The sequence below is a fragment of the Pseudoduganella sp. S-14 genome (assembly GCF_049913285.1).
Lineage (GTDB): Bacteria > Pseudomonadota > Gammaproteobacteria > Burkholderiales > Burkholderiaceae_D > Rugamonas.
In genome coordinates, this window is record NZ_CP183991.1 from 1,241,758 (window position 1) to 1,256,798 (window position 15,041).

7 protein-coding genes, 2 tRNA genes and 3 rRNA genes are annotated in these 15,041 nt (G+C 59.6%); 9 read left to right on the forward strand and 3 right to left on the reverse strand.

The window, feature by feature from the left end; all coding sequences use genetic code 11:
- The first annotated feature begins 95 nt into the window (after positions 1–95).
- The 5 genes from ACN9MZ_RS05735 (at position 96) to rrf (ending at position 5,093) form a co-directional block, all read left to right on the forward strand.
- Positions 96–1,626: ribosomal RNA gene (locus ACN9MZ_RS05735) — 16S ribosomal RNA — on the forward strand.
- A gap of 62 nt (positions 1,627–1,688) precedes the next feature.
- Positions 1,689–1,765 (forward strand) — tRNA-Ile (locus tag ACN9MZ_RS05740).
- A 10-nt stretch (positions 1,766–1,775) separates the two neighbouring features.
- A tRNA-Ala gene (locus ACN9MZ_RS05745) sits at positions 1,776–1,851 on the forward strand.
- A 169-nt stretch (positions 1,852–2,020) separates the two neighbouring features.
- Positions 2,021–4,893: ribosomal RNA gene (locus ACN9MZ_RS05750) — 23S ribosomal RNA — on the forward strand.
- 87 nt (positions 4,894–4,980) lie between these two features.
- Positions 4,981–5,093 (forward strand): 5S ribosomal RNA (rrf, locus tag ACN9MZ_RS05755).
- The 16S, 23S and 5S rRNA genes sit together here with 2 tRNA genes alongside, the layout of an rRNA operon.
- Before the next feature lie 54 nt (positions 5,094–5,147).
- On the opposite strand, the gene ACN9MZ_RS05760 is transcribed toward rrf, so the two are convergent.
- A complete protein-coding gene (locus ACN9MZ_RS05760) occupies positions 5,148–7,172 on the reverse strand; it encodes a sensor histidine kinase (RefSeq protein ID WP_426341282.1) in 2,025 nt (674 codons plus the stop codon).
- Positions 7,169–7,852, reverse strand: a complete 684-nt coding sequence (locus ACN9MZ_RS05765) for a response regulator transcription factor (protein WP_426341283.1) — start codon at positions 7,850–7,852, stop codon at positions 7,169–7,171. Before ACN9MZ_RS05765 ends, ACN9MZ_RS05760 begins: the two co-directional genes overlap by 4 nt.
- Before the next feature lie 158 nt (positions 7,853–8,010).
- Here ACN9MZ_RS05765 and ACN9MZ_RS05770 point away from each other — a divergent pair, with 158 nt between their 5' ends.
- Complete coding sequence (locus tag ACN9MZ_RS05770; RefSeq protein ID WP_426341284.1) at positions 8,011–9,222, forward strand: SPFH domain-containing protein; 1,212 nt, start codon at positions 8,011–8,013, stop codon at positions 9,220–9,222.
- A gap of 2 nt (positions 9,223–9,224) precedes the next feature.
- Positions 9,225–10,643, forward strand: a complete 1,419-nt coding sequence (locus ACN9MZ_RS05775; RefSeq protein ID WP_426341285.1) for a hypothetical protein — start codon at positions 9,225–9,227, stop codon at positions 10,641–10,643.
- On the opposite strand, the gene ACN9MZ_RS05780 is transcribed toward ACN9MZ_RS05775, so the two are convergent.
- Entirely contained in the window at positions 10,644–12,164 is a 1,521-nt protein-coding gene (locus ACN9MZ_RS05780) for a M20/M25/M40 family metallo-hydrolase (protein WP_426341286.1), read from the reverse strand. It abuts the gene before it with no gap.
- A gap of 170 nt (positions 12,165–12,334) precedes the next feature.
- On the opposite strand from ACN9MZ_RS05780, the gene ACN9MZ_RS05785 reads away from it, so the two are divergent.
- Together ACN9MZ_RS05785 and ACN9MZ_RS05790 are read left to right on the forward strand one after the other, a co-directional pair.
- A complete protein-coding gene (locus ACN9MZ_RS05785) occupies positions 12,335–14,692 on the forward strand; it encodes a penicillin acylase family protein (protein ID WP_426341287.1) in 2,358 nt (785 codons plus the stop codon).
- A 63-nt stretch (positions 14,693–14,755) separates the two neighbouring features.
- Positions 14,756–15,031 carry an STAS domain-containing protein gene (locus ACN9MZ_RS05790; RefSeq protein WP_426341288.1) on the forward strand — a complete coding sequence of 92 codons (276 nt, stop codon included), beginning with the start codon at positions 14,756–14,758 and terminating at the stop codon, positions 15,029–15,031.
- The last annotated feature ends 10 nt before the right edge of the window (positions 15,032–15,041 follow it).

A 15,041-nucleotide genomic window follows, 5' to 3' on the forward strand; every position in this document is an offset into this window, starting at 1 on the left:
TAACGCTCGCACAAAATTAAACGTAAATCTCTTAATGAGATTTCGTCAGTATTTTGAGTGAGTGACCTCGGTAGCAATACCGAAAAACAGAGATTGAACTGAAGAGTTTGATCCTGGCTCAGATTGAACGCTGGCGGCATGCTTTACACATGCAAGTCGAACGGCAGCGCGGGCTTCGGCCTGGCGGCGAGTGGCGAACGGGTGAGTAATATATCGGAACGTACCCAAGAGTGGGGGATAACGTAGCGAAAGTTACGCTAATACCGCATACGATCTAAGGATGAAAGCAGGGGATCGCAAGACCTTGTGCTCCTGGAGCGGCCGATATCTGATTAGCTAGTTGGTGAGGTAAAGGCTCACCAAGGCAACGATCAGTAGCTGGTCTGAGAGGACGACCAGCCACACTGGAACTGAGACACGGTCCAGACTCCTACGGGAGGCAGCAGTGGGGAATTTTGGACAATGGGGGCAACCCTGATCCAGCAATGCCGCGTGAGTGAAGAAGGCCTTCGGGTTGTAAAGCTCTTTTGTCAGGGAAGAAAAGGGTCTGGCTAATATCCAGATCTGCTGACGGTACCTGAAGAATAAGCACCGGCTAACTACGTGCCAGCAGCCGCGGTAATACGTAGGGTGCAAGCGTTAATCGGAATTACTGGGCGTAAAGCGTGCGCAGGCGGTTTCGTAAGTCTGTCGTGAAATCCCCGGGCTTAACCTGGGAATGGCGATGGAGACTGCGAGGCTAGAGTTTGGCAGAGGGGGGTAGAATTCCACGTGTAGCAGTGAAATGCGTAGAGATGTGGAGGAACACCGATGGCGAAGGCAGCCCCCTGGGTCAAAACTGACGCTCATGCACGAAAGCGTGGGGAGCAAACAGGATTAGATACCCTGGTAGTCCACGCCCTAAACGATGTCTACTAGTTGTTGGGTCTTAATTGACTTAGTAACGCAGCTAACGCGTGAAGTAGACCGCCTGGGGAGTACGGTCGCAAGATTAAAACTCAAAGGAATTGACGGGGACCCGCACAAGCGGTGGATGATGTGGATTAATTCGATGCAACGCGAAAAACCTTACCTACCCTTGACATGGCAGGAATCCTGGAGAGATCTGGGAGTGCTCGAAAGAGAACCTGCACACAGGTGCTGCATGGCTGTCGTCAGCTCGTGTCGTGAGATGTTGGGTTAAGTCCCGCAACGAGCGCAACCCTTGTCATTAGTTGCTACGCAAGAGCACTCTAATGAGACTGCCGGTGACAAACCGGAGGAAGGTGGGGATGACGTCAAGTCCTCATGGCCCTTATGGGTAGGGCTTCACACGTCATACAATGGTACATACAGAGGGCCGCCAACCCGCGAGGGGGAGCTAATCCCAGAAAGTGTATCGTAGTCCGGATTGTAGTCTGCAACTCGACTACATGAAGTTGGAATCGCTAGTAATCGCGGATCAGCATGTCGCGGTGAATACGTTCCCGGGTCTTGTACACACCGCCCGTCACACCATGGGAGCGGGTTTCACCAGAAGTGGGTAGCTTAACCGCAAGGAGGGCGCCTACCACGGTGGGATTCGTGACTGGGGTGAAGTCGTAACAAGGTAGCCGTATCGGAAGGTGCGGCTGGATCACCTCCTTTCTAGAGTCGGCATCAGACTCAAACGTCCACACTTATCGGCTGTTGTAATACGAAGAACAAATGGGGCTGTAGCTCAGCTGGTTAGAGCACCGTGTTGATAACGCGGGGGTCGTTGGTTCGAGCCCAACCAGCCCTACCAGTACCACCCAGGGGGATTAGCTCAGCTGGGAGAGCACCTGCTTTGCAAGCAGGGGGTCGTCGGTTCGATCCCGTCATCCTCCACCAAATGCTTTTATGTGTGCGTAGACGCAGACATAAAAGTAGTACCGTTCTTTAACAATCTGGAAGAAGTAAAAGTTTTATTAAGCGATATCGCAAGATATCACTTAGGGTAGTAGTAAAACTCATCAAACACAGTAGTAAGTGCTTGAACTTGTAGCCGTCAAGGTTATAGGGACAAGTGAATAAGTGCACATGGTGGATGCCTTGGCGATTACAGGCGATGAAGGACGTAGAAGTCTGCGATAAGCTTCGGGGAGCTGACAAACAAGCATTGATCCGAAGATTTCCGAATGGGGAAACCCGGCCTTATAGGTCATCACTCACTGAATACATAGGTGTGTGAAGCGAACGCGGCGAACTGAAACATCTAAGTAGCTGCAGGAAAAGAAATCAACCGAGATTCCCAAAGTAGTGGCGAGCGAAATGGGAAGAGCCTGTACGTGATAGTCGTTTGGATAATGGAACAGATTGGAAACTCTGGCCATAGCGGGTGATAGCCCCGTACATGAAATCCAAGCGGTGGTACTAAGCGTACGACAAGTAGGGCGGGACACGAGAAATCCTGTCTGAACATGGGGGGACCATCCTCCAAGGCTAAATACTCGTAATCGACCGATAGTGAACCAGTACCGTGAGGGAAAGGCGAAAAGAACCCCGGGAGGGGAGTGAAATAGATCCTGAAACCGTGTGCATACAAACAGTCGGAGCCTCGTAAGGGGTGACGGCGTACCTTTTGTATAATGGGTCAGCGACTTACATTCAGTGGCGAGGTTAACCAGATAGGGGAGCCGTAGAGAAATCGAGTCCGAACAGGGCGCCAGTCGCTGGGTGTAGACCCGAAACCAAGTGATCTATCCATGGCCAGGTTGAAGGTGCGGTAACACGCACTGGAGGACCGAACCCACTAATGTTGAAAAATTAGGGGATGAGCTGTGGATAGGGGTGAAAGGCTAAACAAACTTGGAAATAGCTGGTTCTCTCCGAAAACTATTTAGGTAGTGCCTCAAGTATCACCGACGGGGGTAGAGCACTGTTATGGCTAGGGGGTCATCGCGACTTACCAAACCATTGCAAACTCCGAATACCGTTGAGTGCGAGCTTGGGAGACAGACATCGGGTGCTAACGTCCGGTGTCAAGAGGGAAACAACCCAGACCGCCAGCTAAGGTCCCAAAGATTGGCTAAGTGGAAAACGAAGTGGGAAGGCTAAAACAGTCAGGATGTTGGCTTAGAAGCAGCCATCATTTAAAGAAAGCGTAATAGCTCACTGATCGAGTCGTCCTGCGCGGAAGATGTAACGGGGCTAAGCCAGTCACCGAAGCTGCGGATATCCGCAAGGATATGGTAGGAGAGCGTTCTGTAAGCCTGCGAAGGTGTCTTGTGAAGGATGCTGGAGGTATCAGAAGTGCGAATGCTGACATGAGTAGCGATAATGCGGGTGAAAAGCCCGCACGCCGTAAGCCCAAGGTTTCCTGTTCAACGTTCATCGGAGCAGGGTGAGTCGGCCCCTAAGGCGAGGCAGAGATGCGTAGCTGATGGGAAGCAGGTTAATATTCCTGCACCGTCGTATGATGCGATGGGGGGACGGATCGCGGAAGGTTGTCTGCCTGTTGGAATAGGCAGTTTCTGGTTCATAGAAGGCGCTTAGGCAAATCCGGGCGCGTAATTCAAGGGACTGGGACGAGCGGGTTTATCCCGCGAAGCAATCGGAAGTGGTTCCAAGAAAAGCCTCTAAGCTTCAGTCATACGAGACCGTACCGCAAACCGACACAGGTGGGCGAGATGAGTATTCTAAGGCGCTTGAGAGAACTCGGGAGAAGGAACTCGGCAAATTGGTACCGTAACTTCGGGATAAGGTACGCCTCGGTAGCTTGACCACTTTACTGTGGAAGGGCGAAAAGGTTGCAATAAACTGGTGGCTGCGACTGTTTAATAAAAACACAGCACTCTGCAAACACGAAAGTGGACGTATAGGGTGTGACGCCTGCCCGGTGCTGGAAGATTAAATGATGGGGTGCAAGCTCTTGATTGAAGTCCCAGTAAACGGCGGCCGTAACTATAACGGTCCTAAGGTAGCGAAATTCCTTGTCGGGTAAGTTCCGACCTGCACGAATGGCGTAACGATGGCCACACTGTCTCCTCCCGAGACTCAGCGAAGTTGAAGTGTTTGTGATGATGCAATCTACCCGCGGCTAGACGGAAAGACCCCATGAACCTTTACTGTAGCTTTGCATTGGACTTTGAACCAATCTGTGTAGGATAGGTGGGAGGCTTTGAAGTAGGGACGCCAGTTCCTATGGAGCCATCCTTGAAATACCACCCTGGTTTGTTTGAGGTTCTAACCTTGGTCCGTAATCCGGATCGGGGACAGTGCATGGTAGGCAGTTTGACTGGGGCGGTCTCCTCCCAAACGGTAACGGAGGAGTTCGAAGGTACGCTAGGTACGGTCGGACATCGTGCTAATAGTGCAATGGCATAAGCGTGCTTAACTGCGAGACCGACAAGTCGAGCAGGTACGAAAGTAGGACATAGTGATCCGGTGGTTCTGTATGGAAGGGCCATCGCTCAACGGATAAAAGGTACTCTGGGGATAACAGGCTGATTCCTCCCAAGAGTTCATATCGACGGGGGAGTTTGGCACCTCGATGTCGGCTCATCACATCCTGGGGCTGTAGCCGGTCCCAAGGGTATGGCTGTTCGCCATTTAAAGTGGTACGTGAGCTGGGTTTAAAACGTCGTGAGACAGTTTGGTCCCTATCTGCCGTGGGCGTTGGAAATTTGAAGGGGGCTGCTCCTAGTACGAGAGGACCGGAGTGGACGAACCTCTGGTGTACCGGTTGTCACGCCAGTGGCATTGCCGGGTAGCTAAGTTCGGAAGAGATAACCGCTGAAAGCATCTAAGCGGGAAACTTGCCTTAAGATGAGATTTCCCGGAGCCTTGAGCTCCTTGAAGGGTCGTTCGAGACCAGGACGTTGATAGGTCAGGTGTGGAAGTGCAGTAATGCATTAAGCTAACTGATACTAATTGCCCGTACGGCTTGTCCCTATAACCTTGACGGTTATGTAGCACTTACACAGTCTTTGAGAACACTACCCCCGCTTTTACTTCTTCCCGGATTGTTGACAAGTCATGCCTGATGACCATAGCAAGTCGGTCCCACCCCTTCCCATCCCGAACAGGACCGTGAAACGACTTTGCGCCGATGATAGTGCTGCAACCAGTGTGAAAGTAGGTTATCGTCAGGCTCTTATTAGAAAAGCCCGCTAGGCATGTGCCAGCGGGCTTTTTGCTTTTCTGCTTCAGGCTCCCGTATGCAGCGTCAGTGTGAACTCGACGCCGCCAGCCACATTGCGCACAGCTACCGTGCCGCCCATCTTGGCCATATAAGTCTTGACGACGAACAGGCCTTGGCCGCGATTGGCGCCTTCTTCCTGGCCCGATACGCCATACTCGAATACCTTGTCGATCAGCGCCGGCGCGATCGAGGCGCCTTTGTTATGGATTGCCAGGCTGGCTGCGCGCTGGTCTGACGTCAACGTCATCGTGATCGGGGTGCCCGGCGTGCGGTGGCGGTTGGCGTTGTTCAAGATGTGGGTCACCACATCTTCCAGCGAATAAGGATCGGCGCGAACCATGGCGGGCGTTCCGCCCTGGTAGCTTACGTCGGCAATGCCGACACAAGGTGCGTTGGCTGCCACATCGCGCAGGAAGGCGTCGAGGTCCAGGGTTTCGAGCTGCAGGGTGGTCGACTGGAATGCCTCGCTGGGTGATGCTTGTCCATAAAGTACACGTACCGCCTGCTGCATGCGGTGAATATAGCGTCCACTTGGGTCATGCTCACCACTGTGCAACGCCATCAGCGACTGCAGCGGCGACATGATTTCGTGGCCCACTGCGTGCCACATGTCTCGCTCCTGCTCGGCGCGAATCGCTTCCTTCTCCACGTCCTCGCGCACGCGCCGCAGCAGGTCGTGCAGGCAGTTGGCCAGCACACCCAATTCGTCGCGGCCGCGCAGGTCGGACAAGTCAAATTCATCGAGCGCACCGGCAGTCTTGACTGAGCGTGCTACTTTGTCGGCGCGTTTGGTCAGAATGCTGATTGGGCGGATGATGCCAGCTTCCACTACCAGCCATGCCACCAGCAATGCACCAAGGATGGCGCCGACAAACCAGGACACGCGGGTGGCCACCACGCTCAAGGTGTCGCTGACGCTGCGTGCATCTCCGCTCAATTCAATTTCAAAATTGCCAAGCGGTGTAGGCACGCTGGCGCGGGTTTGCAGTGCTTTGACGGTGGTGTCGACTGGCAGGTGGCGCACCAGGGTAAGCAGGGCGTGCCAGCTCTGGTCGCCACTGCTGCTGGCTGCGGAAAGGGTCAACACTTCCTTGCCTTGCTCGGTGCGGATGCGCAGGGTTTCACCTGGCAAAAGCAGCGACTGCAGGTCGCGCAGGGAAAACAGCGGCGTGGCCTGGTCGCGTGTCGTGTCCAGCAGGGCAGGGCCATCGCCTGGCGGCAGTACCGCCACGTCAACGTTGATGTTGGCCAAGTCCGCTGGCGGCCAGGCTGGCCGGGTCTTGGCAAAAAGGGCGTCTTGCAGCACCCCGACCGGCAGCCGGACCGAGAAGAACGTGCTATGCGCGCAGCCGGGCGTGCCTTCAGGTGCGCAAACCGGGCTTTGCCAGATCCAGCCGCGGAAATCCTTGACCGGACGGGCATGCGGCTGGCCTGCATCGGCCGCTGTGTAGCCGGTCAGGCGGCCGCGTATGCCGCCGTTTGCCGGGTCGCCAGTCTGTTCGAAAGGAGCGATCCAGTGGTACTCCTGGCCACGCAAGCTTACTTTTACGTCGACGCGATGGGCCCCCTCGATTGATTCTTCGCGTATCGGGTGGGCTGTAAGCGGTGGAGCATGGAAGGTTCCGGCGACGTAGATAAAACCGCCTGCCCAGGGATTGTTCCCGATGCCGACACAAAGCGTGCCCTTGTCGCTGCGCGGTGCAGCGCAGCCGGCCATGGAGATCGCTTGCTGCACCTTGGCCTGGTCGTCGAAATCCAATGCAGCATAAGGCAACAGTACCGGATGAAGGCCAGGGTTCTGGCCCACGGTTGGATTCAGCAGGGCGAGCTGGCCGGTTGGATGGCGCAGCGTAGCGGCGATCTGCTCGCGTGTCTTGTGGAAGGAGTGCTCGTAAGCCTGGTAGCTGAGCTGTTTTTCCTGCTGCAGCACGGATACCGCCAGGCCGACTGTGGCGACCCCCAGTAGCGGAAAGGCCATGCGCAAGACGATGCGCAGGCGGTATGGCGTCAGCAGAGAAATGGGGTTCATGCCTGGTCGGTCCAGCGGAAACCGCGCATCGGGATGTTCTCGATGCACTCGAAGTCCGGATCGATCTCGCGGAAGGCGTCGCGAATAGTGCTCACATGTTTGCGGATATTGTCGCGGTTGCGCCCACTTTTCACCACTTCAAACAGATCTTCGTATGACACCACCTGGCCGCGCCGCTCGAACAGTGCTGCGAGGATGCGCTGCGCCGTCAGCGGCAGGTTGATGCGCTGGCCGCGCCAGGTGGGCGTGCGTTGGCGCAGCGGATCCATCGCAAGCTCGCTGGCCGGGGCGGCGGGCTTGCTGTCCTTCGCAGCGCGCAGGATTTCCAGGAAGGTTTCGATGAAATCGGCCTCGTCGAAAGTGGTTTTTTGCAGGTAATCCCAGGCATCCAGCGCTTTCATGATCGAGCGGTAGATGGCTGCCGGCATGGCTGACACCACCAATACCGGCGTCGCATGGCGCTTGTTGATGGCGTTGATGACGGCGACGCCGGCGTGGCGCTCGCGTCCCAGTTCAATGTCCAGTACCACCAGGTCATAGCGTTCGCGGGCGATGGCTGCCTCGGCGTCGTCGCGGTTGAACCACTGGTCGACCTGGATGCCGGGGCGGGCCGCGGCAATCCAGCCGGCGAGCTGGTTGCTGGTGGGGAGATCGTCTTCAATGATGGCTACGCGTGTCATGCAGGAAGTATTACCCAAAAGCCCGGCCGCCGGCGTGAATTTTTCTTCACAGGCCGGAAGGGAGTGGGCAGGCGGCAGCATTGAACGTTCGCGGCCTGCGGCCGGAAGATTGCTGTACCGGCGCCGTGCCGGGCCAACCAACCAGAAAGGCAATCATCATGAACAACCGGATCAGTACGATGCTGCAGGCGATTCGCTCGACGCTCGGCCGTGCTGCCAGCAGCATTCATTTCCCTTCCGGCGCCCGCAAGGGCGTCGTGCTGCTCGCCGTGACCGGCGCCGCCGCTTACGGTTTGTACCAGTTCCCTCCAATGCGCACGGTTGGCCGCGGCGAAGTGGCGGTGCGCACCAACCACCTGACGGGCGATACGTCGATTGTGCGCGAAGGCCTGGCGCTGAACCTGCCCGGCATCCATGAATTGCGCCTGCTGTCGCTGCGCGACCAGACCTATCGCCCGGCTGCTGCCGGGGAGACTCCCTTCCAGTCTGGGGAAGGCTTGTCTCTGGGCCTGGACATGTCGGTGCGCTATGGCCTGGACCAGGCCCGCCTTGAGCAAGTCGCGTCCAAACTGCCGGCCGATATCTCGCGCGACGTGGTAGCGCCCGATGTGGAAGGCGTGATCTACAAGATACTGACGCGCTACACGGTGCGTGAAATCTTTTCTTCCAAGCGCGCCGAAATCCAGCAGGCCATTGAGGCTGAACTGAAGCCCAAGCTGGCTGCCGACGGCCTTGTGCTGCGCAGCGTCACCATCGGCAAGGTCGTGTTGCCGGAAGATTTCAAGGCCGGCATGGAGAAACTGCTGGCCGAAGAGCTGGCGTCCGAAAAAATGCGCTACACGTTGGAACTGAAAGAAAAGCAGGTGCGCCAGACCGCGCTGGAAGCCGAAGCTGAAAAGGTGGCGCGCGAAAAGGCCGCCGAAGCTGCCGCTTCCGAACAGGTGATCGCTGCCAGGGCACAGGAAGAAGCCATGCGCCACGTGCTGCCGTTCAAGGAAAAGCAAGTCAAGCAACGCGAGCTGGAAGCGGAAGCCGAAAAGACCGCCCGCATCAAGACTTCGGAGGGCAATGCCCAGGCCCGCATCATCGAAGCTGCCGGCGAAGCGGATTCGCGCCGCAAGCTGGCTGACGCCGAAGCCTATCGCCAGGAACTGGTGGGCAAGATCGCCAGCGCCCAGATGGAGCGCGACGGTGAGCTGCTGAGCAAGCATCCGCTGCTGATCCAGAAGACCATGGCCGACAAGCTGTCGGACAAGGTGTCGGTCATCATCGCGCCCCCGCCAGCCGATGGCGGCTTCATTGGCTCGACGCTGGTGGGTGCGCCGAAGACCGCGCACACCGAGCGCATTGCTGCCACCGCTGGGGAATAAGCATGGCCGCCTCGATGCTTGCCGCCACCCTGGCCTTGGCCATCGTCGCCCAGGACCAGCTCCCGCTGCGTGCGGCGCCGCGCGAATCAGCCCAGGCCCAGGCCGTGCTGTGGCAGGGCGACGCGCTGGAAGTGCGCGGCACCCGCGGCGATTTCCTGCAGGTGTACGACCATCGCCGCGAGCGGGCCGGCTATGTGCGCGCGAGCCGCGTGCGGCAAGTCGACTTGCAGCCTGCGGCCGCATCGGAGTTGCTGTCGGTGCTGCGTTTCCTGCGCGATACGCCGGGTTCCGAGGCGCTGGGCATCAGCTACGGTGCTGCCTACCTGAAGGCCGCGGCGCCGCAAGCCATCGATGCCGAACCGTTTGATGCGATCGGCAGCATGGCGGAGCGGCTGGCGGCGCGCGCTTCTTCCAAACTGGCGCCGCAGGCCGAGACGGCGCTGGCCGCCCACCTGGAAGTAGTGGCCAGCTATGGCGTGGCGATGCGCAGCTATGAGAATGACGGCAAGATGCGGGTGTGCTACGACGGCGACGCTTTCCGCCGCGTGTTGGCGGTCGCCGCCAGTGCCGAGCAACGCTACCGCGCGGCGCTGGCGTTGAGCAACGGCGCCTGCATCGATCCTGCGCTGGGTGTCGTGCAGCGCGCCGAGCATGACCGCTGGCGCGCCGAGTTGCTCGACACGGTAGACCTGACGCGCCTGCCGGAACACATGAGGAACCGCATACATATGCGGCGCGCGGCAGTCTGGTCGAGCGTGGCGTTCCAGCGCGCGCGCAAGGGCGAGGATGCGTCGCAGGCAGCCGGCCGCGCGGAACAGGCGCTGGCGGCAGTCGACAAGTCTGAACTGGCGGACGAAGACAATGCTGCGTATGCGGAAGCCGGCGTGCGGTTCGGCGCAGTGCGCTGGGCGCTGGAACCCATCCCGGCGCCGGCACAGGGCAAGGTGGCGCCCCAGCTTGCAGTGACTTCCATCGCGGGCCGGCCGGGCGAAACTTGCGTCAGCTTGCAAGGCGGCGGCAAGCAGCTCGCGAGCCGCTGTACCTGGGGTGTGGCGTGGTTGGCGTCAGCGCGCGTGCATCCGCAAGGCACGGCGCTGGCAATGGCGGTGCAGCCGCTCGATGGCTGGCGCGAAATGTGGCTGTTTCGCCGCCAGGGCGACAGTTGGGTGATCGACGTGCTGCCGCCGGCCTCCAGCGATCCGGACATCGGCTACGCCGAATTCGCGGGCTGGGTGCCGGGCACCGCCAAGATGCTGGCGGCCCGGGAAGTGCGCGCCGAGGGCAAGTTCCGCCGCAGCTTCGAGCTGCTGGACATGGCCACGCTGGCAACTGAACGCGGCGCCGACAGGCCGGAATCGCTGTCCACTTTCTACAAGTGGCAGGACCCGGCCTGGAAACGCCAAACGGTCAGCCTGCGCTGATTACTGCGGCCGGTACGTCACCTTCAGGTTATAGGTCCCGGCGCTGTAGCCGTTCAACATGACGTAGACGTCGCCATTGGCCGTGACACTGGTGCTGCAGGTCTCGGTCGCAGTGGAGCCGTCCGACTTGCAGCTATAGCTGCTGGTGGTTGGCAGCGAACCTTTGCGGACATACAGGTCGATGTCGCCGGTGCCGGTGGTTTCAGCCTTGAAGGTGCCAACGCCTGCCTTGAACGGACCGAAGGTTTTCTTCTGGTTCAGGGTCAGGCTGCCGCTGAAGGTTTCGACCGTGTCCGGCTGAACGATGACAGGACCGTCGCTGCCAAGTTCCACCGCAAAAGCGGCAGCCAGCTTGGCGAACTTCAGCGCATGGTCGGCCTGGTTGCCTGAATTGGCGTAGGTGTCGTTGGATGTATGGATGTAGGGGTTATCTTCGCCCATCAGCGTTTCGAACGGGATCGAGGCCGGGAAGCCCTGGTTCTGCCAGGAGGCATGGTCGGAGCATGCGTAACCGCAGGAGCTGTAGCCCACAGTGACACTCGGCTGGTAGGTCGACATCAGGGAGGCAAGGAATGTGTTCTGCTGGCTGTCCGTGTAGTCGGTGTAGATCCAGACGTCCTTGGCCGAGCCGCGGTAGTTGGTCATATCCAGCTGCAGCACGCCGACCACGTTGACGTTGTTGGCCTTGAAGTTCGCCGCGATATCCTTGGAGCCGAGCAGGCCGACTTCTTCCGCCGCGTAACCCATGATCTTGATGGTACGGCGCGGCTTGTAGCCGGCGGCGATCATGGCGCGCACCGCTTCGGTCAGGCTGGCGATGCCGGAGGCGTCATCGTCGGCGCCGGGCGAGCGTGAAGTCTCGCCATTGCCGCTCATGTTGATGCTATCCAGGTGACCGCCCATGACAATGACTTCGGAAGCATTGTCGCTGCCGTTGATGGTCATGATCACCGACTTCTGGTTATAACCCGAGTGCGTGTACTGGCTCACGCTGATGTCGCTGCGGCCCGCAGCCATGCTGGTCCACTTCTGCGCCAGCCAGTTGGAGGCATCGGCGCCATTGGTGGTGCGGTAGTAGCGGTTCGCGAAGTTCGACATGTCGATGATGGTCTGCGCGATGTTCGATGCCTGCATCGTCGGCAGAATCCCGTTGACGACGGTCTGGTTATCGATTGCGTAGCTTGGGCGGCTTACGGCCAATGCCAACGGCTGCACGGTGCCTGCCTTGGCCAACGCCTGACGGCCTTCCTCTTCACTGGCATGCACGATGAAACCACCGCAGCGCTTCAATTCCCTGTGGATGGCGGCCGACAGTTTCAGCATGATTTCTTCGTCGATTTGCACCAGATGGACTTTCTCCTTGCCCTGGCCTTGCTTGCTCTGCTTCGCAATGGCCTGCGGCGCGGCGGCTTGCAGCTTGGCGTAAGCAGCGTCGCCGAGGGTAATCCAGGTGGGGGCTGCATTTGCTGCGCTGGCTGCAAAGAGTCCTGCGGCCAGTACGACTGGGGTGAAGCTCTTCATGTCTGCTCCTTTGCGCAAAAAAAAATGCACCCGGGGCGGGTGCATTTGTCAAAAATCTTAGCAGATTATTGGTTTCGCACGATTGTGTAGCAATTTGATTTGCCTCAACTGTCGTAGAAATGCCGCGCACATCATGGAAGCGTGCATTTTTCTTACGGGGGAGGCAGACCATGAAAGCGCAACTGCTGGCCGCATGTGCGGTCATATTCCTCACTGCCTGCAGTGGCAAGGGCAGTAACGGCGGCACGCCAGGACCACAGTTTGCTGCGGAGGTCACCCGCACCAGCTATGGCGTGGCGCATATCCAGGCCAAGGATTTCGCGGGCGTCGGCTATGGCCTGGCCTATTCCTTTGCCGAAGACAATATCTGCATGCTGGCCGACAGCTTCCTGACGGTGCGCGGCGAGCGCTCGCGCTACTTCGGGCCGGATGCCCACGCGACAAAGCCGCGCAACGGCGAATATGGCGCCGCCCTCGACTTCATGGACTTGCGCAACGAAGATAGCGACTTCTTTTTCAAGGGCTACCTGGATATCGACAAGCTACGGGCCGGCTATGCCGCCGGTTCCGGCGAAATCCGGCAACTGCTGCGCGGCTATGCCGCCGGCTACAACCGCTACCTGCGCGAGCATGGTGCGCGCCTGCCCGAGGCCTGCAGGAATGCGGCCTGGGTCAAGCCGATCAGCTTTGACGACGTGATGCTCCTGATCGCGGAGAAGGCATTGCATGCCACGGGTGAAGTGTTTGCCGCCGAAATCGTGGCAGCAGCGCGCGATGTGAGCGGCAACGTTACCTTGGCGTTGCATGAAGGCCCGGTGGATGTGCCACCATCGGGTGAGCCGTACGTCATGCCAACCCGGGGAGCGATGGCCAGCAACGCACTGGCAATCGGCAAGGAAGCCAGCAGCAACGGCCGCGGCATCCTGCTGGGCAATCCACACTATCCCTGGACCAGCACCGACCGTTTCTACCAGCTGCACGTCACGGTGCCGGGCAGCTACGATGCAATGGGCGTAAGCCTGGGCGGCCTGCCGCTGGTGGTCATAGGCTTCAACAAGGACCTGGCCTGGACCCATACCGTGACCAAGGCGGTGCATTTCACCACTTTCCGCCTGCCCCGCGACGGCGCCGATCCCATGCGCTACGTGATCGACGGCGTGCCGCAATGGCTGGAGACCCGCACGGCGACAATCGATGTGCTGCAGCCGGATGGCAGCTTGCTGAAAAAGAGCAAAGCCTTCTACTTCAGCAAGCTGGGCGCCGTGCTGGCGGTGCCTGGCAGTCCGCAGGGGCAGGGTGGCCTGCTGGTGCTGGGCGACCCAAATCGCAACAACACGCGCTTGATGGAGCAATGGCTGGCCATTGGCCGTGCCAGCAGCGTGCAGGACTTGCAAAAGCAGCTCGGACGGCTGGTCGGCCTGCCTTGGGTGAACACGGTGGCCGCAGACAGGAACGGCGGGGCGTTCTACGCCGATGCCAGCGTCGTGCCGCACCAAGGCGCCGATCAGTTCAGCGGCGATTGCCTGTTGCTGGCGACACTGCTGATGTTCGACGGGGCGCGCTCATCCTGCGCCTGGGGGCACGATGACGATGGCACGCCGGACGGCATTTTCGGCGGCGCCAATGCACCAAGCATGCTGCGCGCAGACTATGTGGCAAATTCCAATGACGGCTACTGGGTCACCAATGCGCGGCAACTGCTGGTCGGGCCGAGGCCGCTTGGGTATTCACCCTTGTATGGCCCGGTGGGTGTGGCGCAGCACCTGCGCACGCGCAGCGGCTTTATCGGCATCGAGGACATGCTGGCGCAGCGCGGCCACGTCGGGCCGGAGGACGTGCAGGAGCTGATGTTCGCCAACCGCGTGCTGGCGGCGGAACTGGTGCTGCCGGAACTGGTGCCGCCCTGCATGGCCAGTACCGACGACTTGCTGCTGCAAGCTTGCACTGCGCTGGCGACATGGGACCGCAAGGCGGAGCTGGACAGCCGCGGCGCCGTGCTGTTCCGCGAATTCTGGAACAGCGCCGCCAAGCTGCCGGCGATATGGTCGCTGGCATTCGATGCAACCGATCCGCTGCACTCGCCGCGCGGCGTGGCGCCGGCAGCGATGCCTGCCATGCTGGCGGCGCTGAAGGATGCCGCTGTGCGCATGCGGCAGCTTGGCGTGCCGTTTGACGGGCGCCTGGCCGATTTCCAGGTAGAGCCGCGCAATGGCCAGCGCTTCCCCATCCACGGCGCGATTGGCGATATCGACGGCAGTTACAACTCCATCCATATGGCCGGCGTGCTGGGAACTTCGGGCTACGAGCGGGTGACCTGGGGTACCAGCTATATCCACCTGGTCAGCTTCGACGAAGACGGCCCGCAGGCGCGCGGCCTGCTGGTCTACGGGCAGTCCACCGACCCGCGCTCGGCGCACTATGCCGACCAGCTGCCGCTCTACGCCGAAAAGCGCCTGCCCCCGCTGCCCTTCACGGCAGCCGCCATCGCCGCCGACCCGGCGCGTCGCGTCAGGCAATTGCGAGAATAGTGACTTAATGCAACTCCGCACATCGGGCTTGCCAGTCACCGGGCATGGGCATACGATTGGCGCATGAGCCCACAGCGCATCGAGGCGCCGGCGCTGCTCTTCATCGAGGGCGACCTCACGATCCGGCGCGTGCAGGAAATGAAAGACGTGCTCCTGGCACGCCTTGCCCAGTCACAGGTACTGGAAGTGGACCTGGCTGGCGTGACGGAGATCGACACGGCCGGCGCCCAGCTGTTGCTGATGGCGCGCCGCGCCGCCCAAGCCAGCCAGAAAGAGCTGCGGCTGGTCGCGCACAGTCCCGCTGTCGTCGCGCTGTTCGAGCTGCTGCGCATCCAATAGGAAGGCATCC